At 56.3% G+C, this 22,366-nt stretch carries 15 protein-coding genes; 13 read left to right on the top strand and 2 right to left on the bottom strand.

From position 1 onward, the window contains the following. Window positions 1–290 precede the first annotated feature (290 nt). From Mal65_RS06695 to Mal65_RS06665, 6 genes are all read left to right on the top strand, one after another. Window positions 291–1,637, top strand: coding sequence for a TolC family protein (locus Mal65_RS06695; protein ID WP_196784630.1), 1,347 nt, complete (start codon window positions 291–293; stop codon window positions 1,635–1,637). 751 nt (window positions 1,638–2,388) lie between these two features. Then, on the top strand, window positions 2,389–3,915 hold the full coding sequence (locus Mal65_RS06685; protein WP_145295145.1) for an efflux RND transporter periplasmic adaptor subunit: 1,527 nt from the start codon (window positions 2,389–2,391) through the stop codon (window positions 3,913–3,915). A gap of 39 nt (window positions 3,916–3,954) precedes the next feature. Continuing rightward, on the top strand, window positions 3,955–7,338 hold the full coding sequence (locus Mal65_RS06680; RefSeq protein ID WP_145295142.1) for an efflux RND transporter permease subunit: 3,384 nt from the start codon (window positions 3,955–3,957) through the stop codon (window positions 7,336–7,338). A 67-nt stretch (window positions 7,339–7,405) separates the two neighbouring features. Beyond that, window positions 7,406–7,750 (top strand): hypothetical protein, encoded by a 345-nt coding sequence (locus Mal65_RS06675; protein WP_196784629.1) that lies wholly within the window; start codon window positions 7,406–7,408, stop codon window positions 7,748–7,750. A 228-nt stretch (window positions 7,751–7,978) separates the two neighbouring features. Beyond that, on the top strand, window positions 7,979–8,362 hold the full coding sequence (locus tag Mal65_RS06670) for a hypothetical protein (RefSeq protein ID WP_196784628.1): 384 nt from the start codon (window positions 7,979–7,981) through the stop codon (window positions 8,360–8,362). 223 nt (window positions 8,363–8,585) lie between these two features. Continuing rightward, a complete protein-coding gene (locus Mal65_RS06665) occupies window positions 8,586–9,176 on the top strand; it encodes an RNA polymerase sigma factor (protein WP_196784627.1) in 591 nt (196 codons plus the stop codon). A gap of 53 nt (window positions 9,177–9,229) precedes the next feature. Here Mal65_RS06665 and Mal65_RS06660 read toward each other — a convergent pair whose 3' ends face one another. Further along, entirely contained in the window at window positions 9,230–10,900 is a 1,671-nt protein-coding gene (locus tag Mal65_RS06660; RefSeq protein ID WP_145295133.1) for a TolC family protein, read from the bottom strand. Window positions 10,901–11,033: 133 nt separating this feature from the next. Here Mal65_RS06660 and Mal65_RS26805 point away from each other — a divergent pair, with 133 nt between their 5' ends. The 6 genes from Mal65_RS26805 (at window position 11,034) to Mal65_RS06625 (ending at window position 20,111) form a co-directional block, all read left to right on the top strand. Next, a complete protein-coding gene (locus Mal65_RS26805) occupies window positions 11,034–11,588 on the top strand; it encodes a hypothetical protein (protein WP_196784625.1) in 555 nt (184 codons plus the stop codon). 277 nt (window positions 11,589–11,865) lie between these two features. Then, on the top strand, window positions 11,866–13,989 hold the full coding sequence (locus tag Mal65_RS06645; protein ID WP_145295126.1) for a heavy metal-binding domain-containing protein: 2,124 nt from the start codon (window positions 11,866–11,868) through the stop codon (window positions 13,987–13,989). An 11-nt stretch (window positions 13,990–14,000) separates the two neighbouring features. Continuing rightward, on the top strand, window positions 14,001–17,516 hold the full coding sequence (locus Mal65_RS06640) for an efflux RND transporter permease subunit (RefSeq protein ID WP_145295124.1): 3,516 nt from the start codon (window positions 14,001–14,003) through the stop codon (window positions 17,514–17,516). A gap of 114 nt (window positions 17,517–17,630) precedes the next feature. Next, entirely contained in the window at window positions 17,631–19,010 is a 1,380-nt protein-coding gene (locus Mal65_RS26960) for a hypothetical protein (RefSeq protein ID WP_196784624.1), read from the top strand. A 134-nt stretch (window positions 19,011–19,144) separates the two neighbouring features. After that, window positions 19,145–19,420, top strand: coding sequence for a hypothetical protein (locus tag Mal65_RS06630; RefSeq protein WP_145295121.1), 276 nt, complete (start codon window positions 19,145–19,147; stop codon window positions 19,418–19,420). A gap of 19 nt (window positions 19,421–19,439) precedes the next feature. Continuing rightward, the gene (locus tag Mal65_RS06625; protein ID WP_145295118.1) at window positions 19,440–20,111 is read left to right on the top strand and encodes a GNAT family N-acetyltransferase; all 672 of its coding nucleotides are present in this window, start codon (window positions 19,440–19,442) and stop codon (window positions 20,109–20,111) included. Here the strand turns inward: Mal65_RS06625 and Mal65_RS06620 are convergent. Beyond that, complete coding sequence (locus tag Mal65_RS06620) at window positions 20,103–21,044, bottom strand: PP2C family protein-serine/threonine phosphatase (protein ID WP_231131368.1); 942 nt, start codon at window positions 21,042–21,044, stop codon at window positions 20,103–20,105. The two genes, Mal65_RS06625 and Mal65_RS06620, sit on opposite strands and share 9 nt — an antisense overlap. Window positions 21,045–21,224: 180 nt before the next feature. Between Mal65_RS06620 and Mal65_RS26955 the strand changes: the two genes are divergently transcribed. Beyond that, on the top strand, window positions 21,225–22,040 hold the full coding sequence (locus tag Mal65_RS26955; RefSeq protein ID WP_196784622.1) for a hypothetical protein: 816 nt from the start codon (window positions 21,225–21,227) through the stop codon (window positions 22,038–22,040). The last annotated feature ends 326 nt before the right edge of the window (window positions 22,041–22,366 follow it).

Here is a 22,366-nt window from a genome sequence, read left to right as displayed (position 1 = left end):
CGGAATCGCAACTAACAATCCGATCGTACCCATCCGATGGAAAGCATGGGCTGGTCTGTATTTTCACGGAGGAAGACGCGGTGATCGCGAACGATAGGACCAGTACGCGCCGGCGGCGAGCAAGACGCTTGTTGCTTTTGGCGGCTTTGGGTTTCACGAGTGGTTGCCAGTCGGTTGGGCAGCATGTCGCTCAATCGACTTCGAGCGAACACGTCTCGGCGACGAACCAAACGCGGGTTGTTGAACCGCCTATCACCGTGCGGACGGTTGCGTTCACGGACGATGACGACTTGCAGGTCAGAGATCTTGATGAATTGGACGAACTCGACGTCGAGCTTGATGATTTGGATTCGGATGGTGGTGCCTCTGCCAACGATCCCGCGTCTCTACGCGACGCGATGGCTTTGGACGCGGCGAACGAGACGGTTGAAACCGCTCCGTTCATTCAGGACCAGTATTCCTACGGTTTTGAGCAACCCGCCGGACTGACGCTTCAGTCAATTGAGTCGATGGCATTGGGTTCGCATCCGGCCATCGCGGAAGCTCGTGCTCGTGTCGAATCAACTCGCGGGCAATACGTTCAAGCGGGCTTGCCGTTCAATCCGGTGCTGCAATATCAGTCGGATGAGATCGGCAACGAAGATGCCACCGGTCTGCATTCGGTGCAGATGTCTCAGCAGTTCGTTACCGCCAACAAGCTGGGGATTGCTCAACAGGTGCAGGCCCGCGAGATCCAAAAACAGCAAGCTGCGCTGCGAATTGCGGAGCTTCGCGTTTTGACTCGCGTTCGTGCTGCGTTTGCGACAGCCATCGTATCGCAGCGAAGGGCCAACATTGCTGACCAGATTGTCGAGTTGGCTGAGAAGTCGATCGAATCAGTGAATGCCCTGTTGGAAGCCGAAGAGGTTTCCAAAATTGCTTTGTTGCAGGCTCGCGTTGAAGCTGAGCAAGCGCGGATTACGGCGGAGAACGCTCGAACGCAGTTGCAAGCCAACCTGCGGACGCTTGCCGCTGCTGCCGGGATGCAAACACTGCCGCCCGGACCGCTTAGCGGCAACGTGGGTGACGATCTGACCGGCGCGCCGTGGGAAGCATTGCTCGCCGAAATCTCGACCAACAGTCCCGAACTATCGCGGGCCGGATCGGAGCTTGAGCGAGCTAAATGGTCGTTGCAACTTGCCTGTGCCCAAGTGACGCCGAACGTGACGGGAACCGTCGGTGTTGGTGTCGATGCCGCTACGGATGATACGTTCGCGGTCATTGGCGTCAGCGTTCCGCTTCCCATTCGCAACCGCAATCAGGGCAACATACGCAGTGCCCGAGCCGACATCGCCGCAGCGTCGGCAGCGATCCAGAGCACGCAACTCAGCCTAGAAGCCCGGCTCGCCGAAGCCGTCGGCCGCTACCAAGTCGCGTTGGAACGCTACACCCGCTTGCAGGAATCGGTCGTGCCGACCTCGGAGGAAACCTACAAGCTCTCGTTGGAGGCATTTGATGCGGGCGAAACCGATTTCCTACAACTGTTAACAGCACAGCGAACACTCTTCACGACTCAATTGAACGTCCTGGATGCCGCCGGACAAGCCAAGCAGGCTGCTGCGGAAATCGAAGGCCTGTTGGTGACTCTGAGCCTGTGATTTCCCGCGATACCGCCACCAGAAGATGCGTAATCTGACGAAAGTTTGACATTACTATTGGACTGGTATGGTCGTTTCCACCGTATCGACCGATAATACCGTTGTACCGTACCCGAAGGATGTTTTTGTGTCTGTCGTTTGTCGTCTCACTACCGTCGCCGCATTACTGCTGCACCTGATTTTCGGGTGTTCGCTGCATCATGCTGACGCGTGTGGGCACCACGACCATGACGGATGCCAGCACACCTGTTCAGCGGCTGATTCACCAAGTGTCCACGACGATCACGCGTGTGGCCACGATCACGAGCATGATTGCTCGGGTGAAGAAGAGACGGTGGATTCGATCCACAATGCGATCGAGTTAGCGGCTCCGTGTTGTGCCTGCGAGTCGCAACCCTGTGATGGAAACCATCCGGGGTGCCATGGCGTCGTCGAATGCAGTTTTGTGCCTTCAAGTGATGTCGTGTTCATCATTGATGCTCCGTTGGTCGCGTTCGTGACTTATGAGCACGATCCGATGCTGAGCTTCATTAGTTCGCTATCGGCCCGTCATTTGAATCAGCGGTCGCCGCAGGTTGCGACGGACTCTCTCTCCCATTGTGCTTCTCTCTGCACGTGGATCATTTGAATTGAAGATTGTTGATTGAAGATTGACGATTTGGAAAGGCGTTTGCGCGTCGCCAGATTGTTGAATCCTTCAGTCCTCTTTTGAAATCTACATTCTTCAATCTCAAATCATCAATGTGTTTGCATGTCCACGCTAAGAGCTTGGCTGGTGCGCCTGCGCGGCCCCGTTTTGACCGTCCTGGCGATGGCAATCGCGATCGTCGTCGGCGCGTTCGCCTTTACCGACTATCCACAACAATTTGGCCTCGTTGCCACTGCAATCGTTGAGTCTGATCCGCACGCGGGTCACGATCACGGTCCAGGTGAACACGATGACCACGGCGACGACGACCATGCCGGACATGATCACGATGGTCACGAAGCGGGTCAGTCGATCGAATTGAGCCAGCAGGCTCGTGCGAACTTGCGGTTGAAGACTGAGGCCGTCACCGTTGGACCGTACACGAGCTACATCGAGGTCCCCGGCATGGTGACGCGCTGGCCCGGTGAAACGCATGTGTCGATCACGTCGCCACTGACGGGCGTCATTAACAAGATCAATATCTCTCGTGGCGAGATGATTAAGAGCGGCGAGCCGTTGTTCACGCTTCGGCTGACGCACCAAGACCTCGTCAATACGCAAGAAGACTTCCTCTCGCAGCTCGGGCAACTGGATGTCGAGGAGCGGGAGATTCAGCGGCTGACTTCGGCGTCCCGTTCGGGCGCGATCGCTGGGAAAACGCGAATAACCCGCGAGTACGAACGCGACAAATTGCAGGCGAAAATCCGTGCGGCGAAGCAGTCAATGTTGCTGCACGGTTTGAGTGAAGACCAAATCGCAAGCATCGAACGCACTCGCACGTTGGTCCGCGAAGTCGTCGTGACGGCCCCCTTGGTCGAAGAAGACAATTCACTGCATCACGAATCGCTGGGCGAAGCGAACAACCGAGTCTCGGGCAACCCGAGTGCAAGATTAGCGGCAATACAACCACCGCCGATGTCGCTGCCTTCGCACAATCACATTGACGCTGAGTTCTTGGTCACAGAACTGAGTGTTCGACGCGGCGAATCTGTTAGCGCCGGTCAGCAGATCGCGCAGCTGTCGAATTACAGCCGCTTGCTAATCGAAGGCCAAGCCTACCAGCGTGACGCAGGTCTGTTGCGAAAGGCTGCCGATTCGGGTGCTGAATTGCAAGCCACGATGACCGGTGCGGGCGACGAAGTCGAAACGATCACGGGATTGAACGTGGTCTACATCGGAAACGAAGTCGGTACTGAATCACGGTCGCTGCCGTTCTATGTCGGACTGACCAATGAGATCGAACGCAGCGAACAGCGTGGCGACAAACGCTACGTCAGTTGGCGATACAAGCCCGGCCAACGGCTAACCGTTCGGCTTCCACAGTCGCAAGTCGCCGACGCGATTGTTGTTCCCAAGGACGCGGTTGCCGAAGAAGGCCCCGAGCGATTCTTGTTCGTCGAGAACGGAGATCACTTTGATCGTGTTCCGGTGGAAGTCATTGCGTCGGACAGCGTCAACGTCGCGATCAAGAACGACGGCCAAGTTTGGCCCGGTCAGACGATCGCCGTTAGCGGTGCTCATCAATTGCAGATGGCGATGAAGAACCAGGCGGGCGGAGCCATTGATCCCCACGCAGGGCACAACCACTGAGTTGTTCGCTTTGCCAAACCAAATCTTTGAGGGATCAAGATGCTAGATAAAATCATTCACTTCTCGCTGAACAATCGACTGATCGTGCTCGCGGTTGCCGCGATCATGCTGGGCGTTGGTGCGTGGCAATCCTTGCAATTGCCGATCGACGTGTTTCCAAACTTGAACCGGCCGCGTGTAGTGGTCATCACAGAAGCGCCGGGGATGGCACCAGAGGAAGTCGAGACGCTGATCACGTTTCCGTTGGAGACCACGTTCAACGGTGCCAGCGGCGTTGAGTCAGTCCGCAGCAGCAGCGGCATCGGTCTGTCAGTGATCTATGTCGAGTTCGAGTGGGACACCGACATCTACAACGACCGACAAGTCGTCAATGAACGTATGCAACTTGCCGCTGAGCAATTGCCCGACGGCGTGAAACCAACACTCGCACCCATCTCGTCAATCATGGGACAGATTCTCATGTACGGCATGTGGAGCGAAGGCGGAAAAGCCGAGCCAATGGAGGTTCGCACGCTGGCCGATTGGGTCGTCCGTCAAAGATTGCTGACGATTCCCGGCGTGTCACAAGTCTTTTCAATGGGCGGCGGCCGGATGCAGTACCAAGTGCTGGTGAATCCGGACTTGCTGCGTGAATTCGGACTGACGATGGACGATGTCCACACGGCCGTCAGTGAGTCGAACCTGAATGCGACCGGTGGTTATCTAGATCAGCGTGGCGCGAACGAATTGCTGGTTCGCGGACTCGGGCGAATCACCAGCCTAGCGGACCTGAAGGAGATTGCGATCACATTGCGGGACGGTCGCCCGATCACTTTGGGTGACGTCGCCAGAGTTGTTGAAGGCCCGCAAGTCATGCGTGGCGATTCGTCCGCGTATCTTCGCGGCGACGATGGAAAAGTCGAAGGCGGACCGGCGGTGGTTCTCACTATCAACAAGCAACCCGGCAGCGACACTCGCGCCGTCGATCAAGCGATTGCCGAAGCGCTCGAAGAATTGAAGGTGTCCTTGCCGGACGACATCCGAATCGCCAACGTCTATTCGCAGCGATCATTCATCGACCGAGCCATCGACAACGTCGTCGAAGCGCTTGCCGATGGCGGCGTGCTGGTCTTGGTGATCTTGTTTCTGTTCTTGCTGAACTTTCGCACGACGTTCATCACGCTCACCGCAATTCCGCTGTCGATCATCGCAACCGCGTGCGTGTTTGCTGCTTTTGGTCTGTCGATCAACACAATGACGCTCGGCGGGTTAGCGGTTGCTATCGGGGAACTGGTCGACGATGCGATCGTTGACGTCGAAAATATCTTCCGCCGCTTGAAAGAAAACCGCCACTGCGAATCCCCACGACCGACGCTTGCGGTGGTTTACGACGCCAGCATCGAGGTACGGAGCAGCGTGGTCTACGGGACGGCGATCGTCGTTCTGGTGTTCATCCCGCTGTTCGCTCTCGAAGGCATGGAAGGCAAGCTCTTTGTGCCGTTGGCGATGGGGTACGTTGTCTCGTTGATCGCGTCGCTGGGCGTTTCGCTGACCGTCACGCCGGTACTGGCATCGTTACTGTTGGTCGGCCGGCGCGTCTGGCAAATCGTTGTACCGATTCTAGCTTTCGGCATCGCTGCGTTAACGATGTACTGGGTCGTCCCGCGAGCGATTCACATTCTGCACTTGCCGTTTGAACTGCCGGGTAATCCACTGTGGTGGTCGCTCGTCCTGACGCCAGTGGTTTGGGTTCTGATTCAAGTGATCGAAAGACTGCTGGGTGGTCCCGAAGCCGAAGAAGGCCGGTTGCTGGAGGGACTCAAAGGCATTGCCGGTTTGGCGATTAACTTCAGTACCAAATTCGCCGGTCCCGTGTTGGGCGTCGCGGCCGTCATGGTGACGTTCGCGTTGTTCGCGGTTTCGCAACTCGAACGTGACTTCTTGCCGCCGTTCAACGAGGGAGCCGTTCAGGTCAACGCGTTGCTTGCACCGGGCACATCGCTGGCGACGAGCAACCAGATCGGGCAGAGCGTGCAAGAGGAGTTGATGAAGATCGAATCGGTCAAGTCGGTCGCGCGTCGAACAGGCCGAGCGGAGCTTGACGAACATGCCGAAGGCGTCAACGTCACCGAGTTGTTCTTGGAGATCGCTGACGACGCAGATCGCGAAGGCACGATCCAGCAGATTCGCGAAACGATGGAGGACATTCCGGGCGTGGTGTCGAGTACCGAGCAACCGCTGGCGCACCTGATCAGTCACATGATCTCGGGTGTCAAGGCGCAAATCGGCATCAAGCTCTTCGGCGACGATCTAGACGTGTTGCGGAACAAGGCTGAGGAGATGAAGAGACGCATCGCGGACGTGCCGGGCTTGGCCGACGTGATGATCGAACAACAGACCAACATTCCACAGCTTCGCATCGAGCTGAATCGCAAGGCTCTAACGCAAAACGGGCTGCGACCGGCCAACGTCATGGAACTGGTCGAGACCGCGATGAACGGGCAGGTCATTAGCCAAGTGCTGCTCGGCCAACGCACGTTTGATCTGATGTTACGAATGGATGAACCGTACCGCGAGGACGTCACCAAACTCAAGCGTCTTGCCGTCCCACTTCCCGATGGAGGCACGTTGCCGCTTGAGGCGGTGGCGAACATCTACGAGAGCGGCGGGCCGAACATGATCAAGCGCGAACAGGTACGGCGTCGAATCGTGTTGCAAGCCAACGTTTCCGAGCGAGGCGTCGTGGACGTTGTCAGCGAAATCAAAACGCGACTGGCAGATTTGGAATTGGAGCCGGGTTACTTCATCGAATACGGCGGCCAATTTGAAAGCCAGCAATCGGCAACGCGTCGATTGATGATTCTTTCGGGCGTCGCGTTGCTAGGCATGTTCTTGGTGCTTTACACGTTGTTTGGCAACGTCAACTTCTCGATGCAGGTGTTGGTTGCGTTGCCGACGGCGTTCATCGGAGCGGTCGCGGCACTCGTCATCACGGATCAAAACCTAACGGTCGCAGCGATGGTCGGTTTCATCTCGTTGTGCGGCATTGCCAGTCGCAACGGCATCCTGCTGCTGAACCACTACATCCACTTGGTCGAACACGAAGGCGAATCGTGGACGGGTGAGATGGTGCGTCGCGCGGGCCAAGAACGGATGGCTCCAGTGCTGATGACGGCACTGACGTCCGGCATCGGTTTGCTTCCGCTCGCACTCGCCGCGGGCGAACCCGGCAAAGAGATTTTGTATCCCATCGCCACCGTGATCGTTGGCGGATTGTTGACCAGCACGTTGGCGGAGTTCTTCGTTCGACCGGCGTTGTTTTGGACGATCGGTGTCGGCGCGGGCCAGCAGATTGTTCGCGATCACGCGGGAGACATAGGAGATGAGAAATCGGGCATGGGGAGTGAACACCTCAGTCCTGAACCTGAATTGGTCACAAGTTAGTTGTTTGTTCCGGTGCGTTGCCGGAGTGATGTTTTCTGTTTGAGAAGGTTTCCACGGAGGATTTGAAATGTTGAATTTACGGATGTTTGCAGTCGCGGCTTTGGTCGCATCGATTTCGTTGGGTGGCATGTTGGCGAAGGCCGCTGAGCCGAACACGGCTGCCAAAGAACTGGTGTCGTATCGCTTGGAGAAGTGGAAGACCACACACAGCGAAGGCGAGAAGGCGGACAAGTTGGTCGGCACACTGAAGAAACTTCGCTGCGAAGTCAAAGTCGGCTCGCACGGCGGACACATGGACGTCAACTACCGCTGTCCAAAGTGGCAGCAGATGGCGTTGAAAAGCCACGAAGAAGCTCACCAGTGGGAAGCATGGTTAAAGAAGCTCGGCTTCGAGACCAAACACGCTCACTAAGAATCGCGGAATTGGGAATGGGGGATAGGGAACTTCGTTCTATCCCCCATTCCATTCCCTGACTTTCATCCGCTCATCCCCATCCTCTCATCGGTATCCAAAATGAAAATTCATCTATTCGCTCTGACCCTCGCTTGCTTCACTCTTCTCGGATGTTCAAAGAAGGACGTGCAGGTCTCCGAAGCTCCGGAAGCATCTGGCCCTGTCGAGATAGACGAAATGCCACCGATGATTGAGATGGATGGGCATCCCGAGCACGGACCCCACGGCGGCGAGTTGGTCGAACTAGGCAAAGAAGCGTTCCACATCGAAATGATGCACGGCACCGGAGCGGTCGCCATGTATGTCCTTGATGGTTCGGCAACGCAGCCGGTCGCGATCGAAGCCGAAAAGCTAACGGTCAGCCTAAAGCATGATGGCAAAGTGAAGTCGTTCGAGCTTCCCGCCGACCCGCAAGGCGAAGACGCAGCTGGCAAGTCGTCACGATTCGCTTCGACCAATGCCGAAATGGACCAGTGGCTCGAAGCCGAGGCCGAAGGTGCGGTCATCGTGCAAATCGAAGGCAAATCCTACACAGGCAAGATTTCGCATGATCACGATCATGACCACTAAGAACGTGAAATCCACAACTGATAATTGACCAATTGAGCATTAAACAATTTGCTCCAGTCGTGTGCGGTGTCTCACCGTAGACGGCAAGGCTCCCGACCCATCATACGACTAGCCCTCGTTGGGTCGGGAGCCGCTTTTCGTAATAGACAAAAGACGACGAAATCATGATAGACAACAAGAGCCGCTCTCAAGTCAATGCAATCCTGCCCGGCGACCAGCCGCATTGGTACCCCCGGTGGGTATTGGTATAACTTCTTCAATGGGCCAGCCCGATGAACGCAAATCGACCGAAACGATCGCCTCCGAGACAATCGCCGCTGCGATATCTGGAGATCGTTCTGCGTTGCGCTCGATCTACCAGGCGACGTCGGATCGTGTGTTTCGCTTGATGGTTCGGATGGTCGGTCAGCAGGACGCCGATGACTTAACGCAGCAAACTTTCGTCCGAGCGTTTACGAAGCTCGATCAATTCAGTGGCGAGTCGAAGTTTGAAACGTGGCTGTATCGACTGGCCACCAACGAGGCATTGCAACATCTGCGCCGCGAGAAACATCGGCGGACCGAAGAACTGGTGGTCGAGCCGACCGCTGACCAAACCGACCACATTGAGCAAGACGAACGAGTCGCGATGGTACGCCAGGCACTCGATCAACTCGATCCGGAACTACGGGCGATCTTCACGCTCAAAGAAGAGAGCGGTCTGTCATACCAAGAGATCGCCCAGACGCTAGACATCCCCGAAGGTACTGTTGGATCGAGGTTGAACCGGGCACGGCGTGAATTGCGGAGGTTGATAGATGGGAGTCGGGAGTGAGGGAGGAGCGAGTTGTGTTCTCCCTTCTCCTTCACCCCCAACACCCCTACTTCTTATTGAGGGCAACCTACAGTGCGATCCAACTGGGCGATCGTGCCGGCTAGCGTAGCGTCGATGCGGGCGAGTTGGGTCTCGAACATTAAGAGCTCGCGGTAGGTTTTTATCAGCGTGAAGAAGTCCGTGCGTTTGCCACGGTAGTCGGCGATCGAAAGTTCAAGTGTGCCTTCGGTGCGGGGAATGATGCGGTTTTCATAGATATCGCGTTGTTCCGCCAATGCGTCGGCTTGAACGATCAGGCGACGGATCTTTCCGTAGAGTTCGTCGCGTTCGGCTTCGAGGCGACGGGTGGTGCTGCTGCGTCGGTGAGCGGCTTCGCGGATGCCGGCGTTAATCTTTTCCCGCCAGATCGGCAGCGTCGTCCCAAAGCTGATGCTCAGGTTGTCGTTCCCGTTGGCGACAGGACTGATCACATCGTGACCGTCGCTGATCAATCCCCAGCTGAGGCCGACATTGAAGTCAGGATACTGCTGCAAACACGCCAAGCGTTCCTTGTCGCGGTCGCGTTGAATTTCCCACGCAAGACCCCGCAGTTTTGGATTGCATTGTTCGGCCAACGCGATCAATTCTTCAATTTGCTGGGGCGTGTCAGTGATACCGAGTTCATCCGTTGCTTCGGGAAGCAAGTCAACAGGTTGTTGCAGCAGCGTTGCGAGGTCGGCTTGGGCGACTTGCTTTTGTCTGCGAAGCGTGATGAGTTGTTCGTCGAGGCGATCGGTTTCAAGCTGAGCGCGCAGCACGTCTTGTTGCGAACCACCGCTGCGGTAGCGGGCTTCGGCAACGTCAGTCAAGTCAGCGACGAGGTCTTTGGTTTCCTCGATGATCGCGATCGCACGTGTGGCAAACCAGACTTCGTAGTATGCCAGTCGTACGGACTCAGTGATCTCGCGAGCGATTCCGTCGACTTCGGTTTGAGCGATCTGGACTTCGCGACTCGCAATGATGGCTTTCGTTTTTAGCTTGTCGGGAAACGGGACTTTCTGGTTAACCGACATCTGATTTCCGACACGACCGCCTGCGGTTTGCAACGCGTTGTCATGGAACGGCCAGAACGTGTTGTTGAACGTTGGGTCGGGAAGTGCTTTGGCTTGCGGGATGACGTTTGATGCGGCGGCGACTCGCTGTCGTGCGGCAAGGATTTTCGGGTGCCGCGATAGTGCTTCGTTGACGAAGAACTCGACTGGGGCGGTGGGGGAGCTGGGAGTGGGGGAGTCTGGGAGAGGGGGAGTCTGGGAGTCGGTGTTTCGAACTTCATCTTCATCGCTCTCCCCATCTCCCTGACTCCCCCTCTCCCCATCTTCTTCAGGTGGATCCAATTGCAGGAAGTCGCTGAAGCTGCGGCTCGATACATCTGCCTCTTCGCTGTCCAATCCCAGCTCACCGTCGTTGTCTTGTGGCAGCGTGAACGCGGCGGGCGAGGCGACGACCATGCCATCGTTGAAGCCAGCCAATTGCACTGGCGTTTCGACAGATCGATAGGCAATTGCCTCCGGCCGCGTGTTCGTTGAGACTGTTTCAGCGGCGACGAATGAGGTCGCTTTTTGGGTGTCCGAGGCAATTTGGACGCCTCTTTGGGTCGCACAACCGGACATGGAGGCGGCGATCAGTGCACCAAGCAATATTCGCTTGGTTTGTTTCGTAGCAGGTGTCCAATATTGCCGATCCATGGCATTTCCGTCCTGTTCCGTTACACTGAAGAAGTCAAAGTTTGCCTAACCGGGTGATTCCTATTGAACTTTTCGGCCAGATTTCCGATACAGTTCACATACCGGGCATGGGTATCTATTTCGGAAGGCCATAGTGAACAACTTCCCCCTAATTCGCACCGCCGTTAATCTTTGTCTGATCGCTGCAATGGTGATTCAGCCGATGGCGTTGGTGGCTGCGCAGGGAACATGTGCTCAAGGTCAGTGCTGCGAGGCCGAGACGGTCTGCCACGCTTGCAAATGCTGTGAAGTGAAAACGGACGGCGAACTGTGCGGTTGCTGTAGCGGCAATGAAGAAGACGCCAGCAGTTGCTGCACGAAGAAAGGCGAACAATCAAAGCACGACGACCTGTTCGGTGAAATTTCTGATGTCGTGCCCGAGCCACCGAAATCCGACGACGAGAAATTGGTTCAAGACCAATTTGCGTTGTCATCGTGCATGTGTGGCATTCGATCAGAACCGCTAGCACCGGCACCACATCGCGTACCTGTTCCTCAGGTTCGTGATTTGGTCGTGATTGCGTACTTGGATCACGTTGCATCCGAGGCTGGACTTTCAATTCGTCCAGATCAACTGATGTCACGATTGCCGATCGGCGATCACTCACCGCATTTCTCTCAGCGGTTTCTTTGCATCTGGCGCATCTAGCGTCGTCTCGATAGGAGAGCTGCGCGCTCGTAGCTCTTCGTTTTCAAGTTGGCTTTCACGCGAATGATGCTGCGCGCTCGTTCCGAATGAAGTCTATCCAGATGCAATCCCTACGCGATTTGATCGCGTCACCAAAACAATGAACCGGTCACAGCCTGGAGGCGATGACTGGTCGATGATGCGATCCCCTCCGTCGCGTCGTCGGCCAGTCACCTCTTGAGCTGACGTTCGTGGATGGAACCACAAACGCGTGCCGGAAAACGCCGCGAGAACTGTCATGAATCAGGACGAACCAATCGAACCCAACAAAGCCGACGTTGACGATAAAGTCAGCAGCGTGGATACGGATGCGCCGACCGATAGCGAGCCAGTGGAAGCGGTGGCCGAAGAAACGACCACGCCTATTGAAGCCAAGCCGACCCCACCGCAAAGTGATGGCGGGATGAAGTGGCTGGTGCGCACTGCTGTGCAAGCATCAACGGTCGTCGTCGTAGTCGGACTCGTATTTTTTCTGCTCGGTGTCGCACAGCGAACGAAGTGGCTGACTGCGGATGGCTTTTCCGGGGGCCAAGGCGAATCCGTTGCAGAATCCGGCGGTGGCGAAGACAAGCGATACATCTGTCCAATGATGTGTACGCCACCGTCGACGGAACCCGGACGGTGTCCCGTGTGTGCGATGGAACTGGTTGAAGCAACTGGAGGTGGAGGCGGCGACGGCATCTCGGTCACGATTGAATCATCGGCGCGACGATTGGTCGGCATTCGAACCGCGATGTCAAAGATGGGTGAAGTCAATCGCACCATTCGCACGATCGGCTCGATCGACTACGACGAAAGCCAACTATCGACTATCAGTGCCTACATCGACGGCCGCTTGGAAAAGATGTACGCGAACTATGCCGGAGTGAAGGTCAAGGAAGGCGATGATCTGGCATTGATCTACAGCCCGCAGCTCTACACCGCTCAAACCGAATTCATCACCAGCATGAACAGCGATGGCAAGATTGGTCGCTTTCAAATCTCTGGCGGCGATTTGAACAAGATGGCACGGGAAAATTTGACGGAACTGGGGATGACGGAAAGTCAGATCGAGCAGTTGGGGAAGTCGGGTAAACCAATGTCGCGCATCCGCATCAAGTCACCGCAGAGAGGAACCGTGATCGAAAAGTCAGCGGTTGAGGGCGACTACGTGAAAACGGGAGACAAGCTTTACCGTGTAGCCGACCTAAGCAGTGTTTGGCTGATGCTTGATCTGTTCCCCGACGACGCATCGGCTGTTCGTTTCGGCCAACAAGTTGAAGCGGAAATTCAGTCGATGCCGGGCGAAGTATTCACGGGCCGCGTCGCTTTCATTGACCCCACCGTGAACCCGAAGACGCGAACGGTTCGCGTCCGTGTCGAGATCATGAACTTCGACGGCAAGCTGCGACCGGGCGACTATGCCACTGCTCGGGTGACCGTGCCGGCGATCCCAATGGACCAAGTTTACGATCCGGCACTGGCGAACAAATTCATCAGCCCGATGCACCCGCAAGTCATCCGCGACGAACCCGGTAAGTGTCCGCTTTGTGACATGGATTTGGTGCCGACGTCGCAGCTTGGGTTCGCATCAGAACCCTTGCCGATGCAACAAGTCGTGACCGTTCCGCGCGATGCCGTGCTTCTGGCTGGTGAAAACAGCGTGATCTACGTCGAAACCGAACCGGGACGTTTTGAGATTCGCCGAGTTGCGGTCGGTCCCATGAATCGCAAAGAAGCGGTGATTGTGGAAGGACTTTCGGCTGGTGAGACGGTTGCGACGGGCGGCAATTTCCTGATCGACTCACAAATGCAGCTCGCCGGCAATCCTTCGTTGATGGACCCGACGAAAGCACCGAGCTATTCGCCGGGACCGCTGGAACTTCCCAATACTACTCCTGTCATGCTGGCCAGCGACGCTGGCAAAACGCTTGATCGAACCTACGACGCGTACTTTGAAATCCAATGCGCAATGGCGGCCGACCAAACGCCTCCGCCCGTTGCGTTGAATACGCTGATCGAAGGTCTCCGCGAACTGGAAATGTTGGCCAATGTTCCCGATGAAGCTCAACGGCGGTTCGCAACTGCTCGCCGCGCGGCGTCACGCATGGACGGTTCGTTAGAAACGGCTCGCGAGGCCTATCGCGGTGTCAGTCACGCAATGTTGCGAGCGGCCACGGTGGCTCGCGGGCCGAAGACGGCTGTGAAGTTGACGCACTATTACTGCCCGATGGTTCCCGGCGGCGGTGGCGACTGGATGCAGCCCGGCGGCGACTTGCAGAACCCATATTGGGGCAGCGAGATGCTGACGTGCGGCGAAGTAGTTCGTGATATGGCAATGCCCGCGGGCATGGTTCCCTCAATCGCGCGCACGGTGCAATAAGGAGACGAACCATGCTTAATCTAATCATTCGCTTCTGCGTTAAAGAACCTTGGCTGGTGGTATTGCTGACCATTGGTCTAAGCGTCGCTGGCTGGGTCAGCTTCAAGTCGATTCCGATCGACGCGATTCCCAACATTGGCGAGAACCAAGTCATCGTGTTGACGCCTTGGCCGGGTCGCTCGCCAAAGGACATCGAAGACCAAGTCACCTATCCGCTGAGCGTTTCGTTGCTCGCTGTTCCCGGTGCGGAATCGGTGCGTGGCAAGAGCATGTTCGGCTACAGCTTTGTGCAGGTCACGTTCAAGGACGAAATTGACTTTTACTGGGCACGCAGCCGAGTTTCTGAGCAACTCGGCAGTGCCGCGTCACAGTTGCCCGATGGCGTCGTGCCACAACTTGGCCCGGACGCGACCGGATTGGGACAGGTTTACTACTACACGCTTCAGCCACCCGAGGAAGGCATGGGGCTGGCGGAACTTCGCAGCATGCAAGACTTCGTTGTGAAGTACGAATTGCAGGCGGTCGAAGGGGTCAGCGAGGTCGCGTCGATCGGCGGTTACGTGCGCCAGTATCAAATCGAAGTCGATCCCGACAAGCTTCGCTTTCACAACGTATCGCTCGACAAGTTGGCGATGGCGATCAAGGGATCGAATTTGGACGTCGGTGCTAAGACAGTCGAAACGACCGGCATGGAGTTCATCGTCCGCAGCAAGGGGTTCCTCGGCTCTGGCGGTGACAAAGACAAAGCGGTTGAGGACATCGAGGACACCGTCATCATGCAGCGTGACGGAGTTCCCGTTCGCGTCCGCGACATTGCCAATGTGCAGATTGGCCCTGATTTTCGTCGCGGTGCATTGGATTACAACGGAGCCGAAGCAGTTGGCGGCGTGGTCGTGATGCGATACGGCGAAAATCCTCGAGTCGTCATCGACCGCGTGAAAGCCAAGATCGCCGCGATAACGCCATCGCTACAAGGAGTGACCATTCATGGCGTCTACGATCGCAGCGGACTGATCGACGAGACGATGGCGACGCTGACGCATGCGTTACGCGACGAGATCATCATCACGGCGATCATCATCCTCTTGTTTCTATTGCACATCCGCAGCAGTTTCGTTGTCGCGATCTGTTTGCCGGCAGCCGTGCTGATGTCGTTCATCGCGATGCGGTTCGTCGGCGTCGGAGCGAACATCATGTCGCTGGCGGGGATCGCGATCGCGATCGGCACGATGGTCGACATGGCGATCATTGTTTCGGAGAACATCTACCAGCATCTTTCGGATTGGGAGTCTGGTAGCGAAGAGGCTCGGATCAAACAACCTCGCACGGAAGTCGTCTACGAGGCAACGGTTGAAGTCGCACCGGCCGTCGTGACCGCCGTGGCGACAACCATTGTCAGTTTCTTGCCGGTCTTCTTTTTGACCGGTCGCGATTACAAGCTGTTCTCTCCGCTGGCTTACACCAAGACATTTGCGATTGCTGCGGCGATGATCACCGCCGTCACGATTGTGCCGGCACTGTGCCGTTTGATGCTGCGAAGCAATGTGCGTCGCAAGAGTGCGGCTTTGCTCGCTGGCGTTTCGCTGGCCGGACTTCTCGGTGTGGCTTCGCATTTCCTTTGGGGGTCGCGACTCGCAGAGCGATTCGGCTTGGAAACCTGGATCGTGACCACCGTCGCCGCAGTGATCGGATTCATTGCCGGTTGGCAATTGCTGCGAGAGCGGATTCGGCCAATCGAAGAGATTCCTTCCAGTCGCTTCGTTCGTTGGATTTACGCAGCCCGATTGCGATACGCCCTGAACCACAAAGCGGTTGCGCTTTCGTTTCCGTTGATGCTGTTGATCATCGGCGTGGGTGCCTACGTCGGAATGCCAACCGTGCTCCGTCCGGTCGAAAAGTTCGCCAACTTGTTCGGTGCCGATCTGAATGACTTTCCCGGCTACGTCGATGCCAAGCATGTTTTTACGGGGTTGCAGAGCGACGACTGGATCGCCCTAGACGAAGGAAGCTGGTTCTACATGCCGACGCTGTACCCGGCAGCCAGTTTCTCGCAAGCGATGCAAGTGTTGCAGACGCAAGATGTTTTGATCGGCCAGATTCCCGAAGTCAAAGATGTGCTTGGCAAGATCGGTCGCGTCGAATCGGCACTCGACCCCGCGCCGGCCGCGATGGTCGAAACCTATGTGATGCTCAAACCCGAAAGCGAGTGGCGAGAAGGCGTCACGGCTCGCGACGTGTGGGACGAAATCAACCGAGTCGCCACGTTGCCCGGTGTCACGCCCGCGTCGGCGTTACAACCGATCGAGGGCCGAGTCGTGATGTTGCAGTCTGGCATCAAGGCACCGATGGCCATTCGAGTTTACGGCAACGAACTCGACGAGTTGGCTGACGCGGCCATGAATGTCTCCGCTGAGCTGAAGAAGTCGCCGCTGATCAACGCCGGCACCGTCAATCCCGATATCGTGCTTGGCAAACCCTACGTCGAGTTCACCGTCGATCGTGAGGCGGCATCGCGGTACGGGATGAGTTCGTCGATGGTGAACCAAGTCATCGAGACCGCACTCGGCGGGATGAATTTAATCAAGACCGTTGAAGGACGTGAGCGTTATCCAGTGCGGCTCCGTTACAACCGCGACCTCCGCGAACAGATCGACGGCCTGAAACGCTTACCCGTCGTCACACATTCGGGGGCGGTCGTACCGCTCGAAGAACTCGCGACGCTGGAAACGACTTGGGGGCCGGGTGCAATCAACAGTGAGAATGGCCGACTGGTCGCTCACGTTTCTTTCATGACCAATGGCAGCAAGGGCGATTTGGAATCCGTCTCCGCGATCGAAGAACAGCTCCGCGAGGCTCAGTCGCTGCCTCCGTCGGACCCGAATCGGTTATCGCTGCCAGCGGGATACTCTCTCGAGGCCGTTGGTAGCTTCCGAAATCAGATCGAAGCCAACAGGCGTTTGATGTGGATCATTCCGATGGTGATCTGCATCAATCTGATGTTGCTTTACATGGAGTTCCGAAACCTCTCGATTTCGTTGGCCGTGTTCTCCGGTATCCCCGTCGCCTTCGCTGGTGGCATGATTGCAGTGGCAACGATGGGCGTCGAACTCAATACGGCAGTATGGGTTGGCTTCATCGCGTTGTTCGGACTAGCCGTCGACGATGGCGTGGTGATGGCGACCTACATCCATCAACTGCTGAAGAAACGTAAAGTCGAAACGGTCGAAGATATCCGCAACACAGTCTACGAAGCTGGACTGAAACGCATTCGACCTTGCATGATGACAACGGTGACGACGCTTGCCGCGTTGATTCCAGTGTTAATTGCGACAGGCCGTGGTGCTGACGTCGCCCGAGCGATGGCGATTCCCGTGTTCGGTGGCATGTTAGCTGAACCGTTCACGTCGTTTATTGTGCCGACGCTCTATTGCGGCTACCTGGAATTGAAAATGCGTTTCGGATTTCAAGACGAGCTTTGGGAAGGCACCGAAGCGATGCCGGAGGAGGAACTCATGAAAGCGGCATAAAACTTTTCGTTTGACCGTGAAGGAATTCACGACTCAGGCATCCAATCAATCAACCTCACCAAGATCGACGGACCCAACGGACGGTGTCCTGAAACTTTACAACGGAGTTCTCCCATGAAACGAACACTCATCATCACCGCTTTCTCACTCGCGATGTCCACATCGGGCGTGTTTGGGCAGACGATTCAATCGCAGCACAATCACGCTGGGCACAACCACGTGATGCCCGGCATGACGCAGGCTCGCGAAGCGACGCAAGCAGGGCCGCATGGCGGCAGTTTGAAACAAACCGGCAACCTGCAAATCGAAACGATTGTTTCACAAGGCGGGCTGCAAATGTTCGTCTATGACCGCGCTGGTCAGCCGGTTTCGGTTGACCGGGGACGCGGTGCCGTTTCGGTACGAGTCGAAGGCAATGCGAAACGCTATCGCTACGACCTGTTACCCGATGGCAAAGGAGCGTTGACTGCTCCTGTGAACTTGTCGCAAATCGCTGGTCGACAGATTGACGTCGATGTGCAATTGGTCGGTATTGCGGCCAGCACAATCTCTTTCAACGAAGTCGCCACCGTTCCGGCCAGCGAGCAACAACTGGCAGCCGCGGCGATCGCACGACAAAAGATCTGTCCCGTCAGCGGCAAACCGCTCGGCAGCATGGGTGATCCCGTCGCCGTCGATGTCAACGGACAGAAGCTCTACGTTTGCTGTGCAGGCTGTGTGGGCGCGGTCAAGTCGGACCCGGCTAAGTATGCCGCCGGTCGCCCGCAGATCACGGTCACCACAGCGACCCAAGCTGATGCAGCAGCCATTGCCGCCCAGAAGGTTTGCCCCGTCATGGACGAACCGCTCGGCGGCATGGGGACACCGATCAAGGTGATGGTTGGTGACAAGCCGATCTATCTGTGCTGTAAGGGATGCATCAAGAAGATTCAGGCCGAGCCCGCGAAGTATTTGGCGATGGTTTATGGCAACGGCACGCAAGCCAGTGCCCAGCCTGCTGCCACGACGACGGCAAAGATCACTGTCTCGACCTCAACCCAAGCCGACGCAGCGGCCATTGCGGCCCAGAAGACCTGCCCCGTCATGGATGAACCACTTGGTGGCATGGGTATACCGATCAAGGTGATGGTCGGCGATAAGCCGATCTATCTGTGCTGCAAAGGATGCATCAAGAAGATTCAGGCAGAGCCAGCGAAGTATTTGGCAATGGTTTACGGCAGCGGTAATCAAGCGTCCGTTCCCGCAGGTACCGAACAAGTTCGGGAAGGCATCTTCAAGGTCGTTTCTGCCGATGCGCCGTTCATTGCCGCACAAAAGAAATGTCCTGTGATGGACGAACCGCTTGATGCGATGGGTGGGCCATACAAAGTCAATGCGGATGGAAAGGCGATCTATATCTGTTGCCCTGGATGCGCGAAGAAGATTGCGGCCGAGCCGCAAAAGTGGTTGGCTGTTCTGAAGTCTCAAGGAGTTGATGCTCCATTGATTCGTTAATCAACTCGGGAGCGAGAACTGCTCGCTTTCGATCTGACTCACGCGGGGGCGGTGTCGCGGCTGATTCACGCAAGTGATGACGTCACCACGCCGTCCCTGCCTTTTTGTTTTCAACTTACGACAAGGACGTCGTCATGAAATCGCTATGGAAATATTGCGCAACCGCAGCGCTCGTTTTGCCCCTCTCGCTATCCGCCGGATGCCGTTCGCTGCCCTGGCTGGGCAATCGAAAAGACGAACCGGCAATGACCGCTCAGCAATACGCCGAGCAAGCTGCCGCCAACATTCAATACGACACGAGGGTTGATTTCGACACCGACTATCAACCGCCCGCAGCAAATTCGTTCACAACCGCTCCCACTTCAGTTTCGCAGCGTCCCTCATCAGGCGGCGAAAGCTGTTGCCACTAACGCAGGAGCACGTTCTACCATGAAGTCTCAATCTACACGCTCGATACGTTGGTTGGCGTATCGAGTGGTCCGTCGTTTTGCGATCGCGAACGTCAGTCACTTCTATCAGTCGCCGATCGACACGATGCCGCGAACGCCGACGCCTGACAGCTACACGATTGGTTCGTGTTCATCCAAACGGCTACGAGAACACGCATCCGAGTTGGATTACGCAATCCCAGAGCGGGACTTGGAAATGCTGGACGCCGGCGCAGCCAAATGCATTGCAGCCTTTCAAGCCGATTCGCTCGCCGGGTTCGCTTGGGTCGCCTTTGGAAACATACCCGGTGAAATGAACCACGACGGCAAGCCCGAAACTGGTCTGCCAATCCAACTCTCCGACGAAGCCGCTTTCGTATTCCAAGTCTTGGTGCTTCCTGCCTACCGAGGACGACGACTGTACGCGGCGATCTTGAGCAGGATGGCCGACGAATTGCAACGCGACGGCATCCGACACCTGGTGCTGACGACCGAAGGATCGAACCACAACGCCCTGCGAGCGGTCGAGCGAATGCAATTCCAAAAAGTCGGCCAAGCATCGTTCTTTCGCATCGGACCACTCAGTCGATCAACCTACCCGACGCTTTCAAAAGATGTTGGATTCACAATCGGACGATATCTCGGCGACGATACCGCAGCCCATTCAAGTTAACTGAGCCACCAACAGCGTGGTGTCATCGAAGGCCTTGCGCCCCTTGCGGAACGTTTCGATGGACGACTCAAACGCTTCAACCAGTTCCCGAGCGTTGCAGCGTTTGACCGTGTTCATCAACTGCTCAATCCGCTCGGTTCCGTACTGTTCTTCACTCGGGTCAAACGCTTCAGTCACTCCGTCGCTAACAATGACTAAACGGGCCGCATCACCGAGCTGGATTGTATCTTCGTTGTATTGGGTATCCTCTTCGACGCCCAAGATCAGGTCGCCCACATTCAATCGCACCGGTGTTTCGCGTCCAATCTGCAAGAACGGAAATTCATGGCCTGCATTGGCGTAGGTCAGTTGTCGCCTTTTTGGGTCAACGACCAGTAGCGTCATCGTCGCAAAGTGTCCCATCATCACGTACTCGCAGTATCGCTCGTTGACATCTGTCAGAATCTGGGCAGGGCTGGACGATTTCTTTGCCGCTTCCGACACAAACGCCTTCAGCAATGTCGCCGCCATCGCGGCCGGCACTCCATGACCCGACACATCCGCGACGCAAAGTAGATATTGTCCATCAGACAATGGAATCACGTCGTAGTAGTCACCGCCAACATCGTCGGCCGGCTCGAACAATTCGGCGACGTCGATTCCAACCAATCCATTCACCGTCGGTCGTAAGTTCTGTTGAATTTGACGTGCCTTTTCCATGTGAACGCGATGGTCGCGCTGAGCGTGATCCAAAGCCTCGGTCATCGAATTGATTTGATCGGCGAGATAACTCAGTTCTCGACAGCTTCGCGTACGTGCAATCACGCTTAGGTCTCCGGCGGCAACACTCCGCAGCGCCGAAACGAAACCTTGGATTGGTTTGGCGATCAATTGCCGCAGTACCGCGCTGACCACGAAGGCAGTAATCCCTCCCAGCAATAGGACTCCGAACATTTGGATCAACAACGAGCGGCGTGTTGCGCCCACAACGGCTGAACGTTTCTCTGAAATGTAGACCGTGCCCGCTGATCCAGTGAAAGACCCGACAACGAGCGCGCCGGTAGCGTTTGATCTGGAGAGGGTTGAATCAGCAGCCGACCGCATTGCCAGGAGCATTTCGTCGGAAGCATGCCCATGCGAGACAGCTTGGTACGGAAGCCCTCGCCAATCCGCAGCAATATGGTGACCGGGCGAATCGTCAGTATTCATTCGAGCGCAGACGTTGTCGACCAGATTTTGAATCGCCTCGCCGCCGTGAGGTTCAGCGACCAACAGCGATTCGTACATCGTTTTCGCTTCTTCGGTCAACGCGATCTGCTTCTCGTTCAAATGCCGATCCATCCTCACGCGGTAGTCAACGAGAAGAAACAGAACGACAAACCCAAAGAGAATCGCATTGACGAGGACAAGCAGTTGCCGGCTGATCGGCAGCTGATGCCATCGGTATTTGAACGCTTCCATCACGGCAACCTAACAGAGAAAAGCCGGGCGAGTTTTTTAGGCTCGTCCGGCCGATATGAGATCGAACGGAATCAGACGCGATTAGCTGAGTTCAGCCAATTTTGCTTCCGTTGCACTTACCGATCCTTTTCCGCAGCAGGCCGCACCGACGCTGCAGCAGTACGCTCGCTTTGCACAACAGGTCGGTTTACCTGCCGAGCTGGCAATGTCGCTGGTTGCCGCGTTCGTTCCAGCGTGCTTCCCACAGCATCGTGCGTTTACCGAACAGCAATAGGCACGCTTGGCACAGCAGGTGGGTTGAGAAGTTGCGCCGGCCACTTCGTCAGTGGTTGCTGTCGTTTCCGCTTGTTTTCCACAGCACGCCGCTTGGACGGTGCAGCAGTATGCATGCTTGGCACAACACGTCGGCTCAGCCGATGCGGCGGTGCCAACATCACCAGCAGGGACCAGCGAAACGGCAAACAAAACAGCAGGGAATACAGTCGCTAACATTTTGGAAACTCCAGGATTGATGGCGCAGCCGACATCGACATGCACCGATTGGGGAACAGAGACATCTTCATTTTTGACTTGGTCTGGCTTCGCAAGTCGAAGCAGAGACGACTGCTAAATCTGAAGACGAATGTGCCAATCAATCAGAGAGCTAGGATGAACCAACGAGACCGACCGCACGAGTGCGACCGACTCCGTCCTCCAGTCAATCCGTAAGAAGTCACTGCGGTCCAAACCGCGAGGCGTCAGATCGTTGGTGGAAGTTCTCGGCGGCAGCCAAACCGTTAATTCACACGAAGCCATCGCGGGACATTCGTGCAAAG

The sequence above is a fragment of the Crateriforma conspicua genome (assembly GCF_007752935.1).
In the GTDB taxonomy this organism is placed as follows: domain Bacteria; phylum Planctomycetota; class Planctomycetia; order Pirellulales; family Pirellulaceae; genus Crateriforma; species Crateriforma conspicua.
Note: the sequence above shows the minus strand (reverse complement) of the source record. Positions and strands in the feature narration are given on the sequence as shown.

Excerpts from the sequence above, each read along its gene's own strand:
- Mal65_RS06685 (WP_145295145.1), top strand. The coding sequence starts at position 2,389 with ATGTCCACGCTAAGAGCTTGGCTGGTGCGCCTGCGCGGCCCCGTTTTG.
- Mal65_RS06680 (WP_145295142.1), top strand. The coding sequence starts at position 3,955 with ATGCTAGATAAAATCATTCACTTCTCGCTGAACAATCGACTGATCGTG.
- Mal65_RS06675 (WP_196784629.1), top strand. The coding sequence starts at position 7,406 with ATGTTGAATTTACGGATGTTTGCAGTCGCGGCTTTGGTCGCATCGATT.
- Mal65_RS06670 (WP_196784628.1), top strand. The coding sequence starts at position 7,979 with ATGATTGAGATGGATGGGCATCCCGAGCACGGACCCCACGGCGGCGAG.
- Mal65_RS06660 (WP_145295133.1), bottom strand. The coding sequence starts at position 10,900 with ATGGATCGGCAATATTGGACACCTGCTACGAAACAAACCAAGCGAATA.
- Mal65_RS06645 (WP_145295126.1), top strand. The coding sequence starts at position 11,866 with ATGAATCAGGACGAACCAATCGAACCCAACAAAGCCGACGTTGACGAT.
- Mal65_RS06640 (WP_145295124.1), top strand. The coding sequence starts at position 14,001 with ATGCTTAATCTAATCATTCGCTTCTGCGTTAAAGAACCTTGGCTGGTG.
- Mal65_RS26960 (WP_196784624.1), top strand. The coding sequence starts at position 17,631 with ATGAAACGAACACTCATCATCACCGCTTTCTCACTCGCGATGTCCACA.
- Mal65_RS06630 (WP_145295121.1), top strand. The coding sequence starts at position 19,145 with ATGAAATCGCTATGGAAATATTGCGCAACCGCAGCGCTCGTTTTGCCC.
- Mal65_RS06625 (WP_145295118.1), top strand. The coding sequence starts at position 19,440 with ATGAAGTCTCAATCTACACGCTCGATACGTTGGTTGGCGTATCGAGTG.
- Mal65_RS06620 (WP_231131368.1), bottom strand. The coding sequence starts at position 21,044 with ATGTTCGGAGTCCTATTGCTGGGAGGGATTACTGCCTTCGTGGTCAGC.
- Mal65_RS26955 (WP_196784622.1), top strand. The coding sequence starts at position 21,225 with ATGCGAGACAGCTTGGTACGGAAGCCCTCGCCAATCCGCAGCAATATG.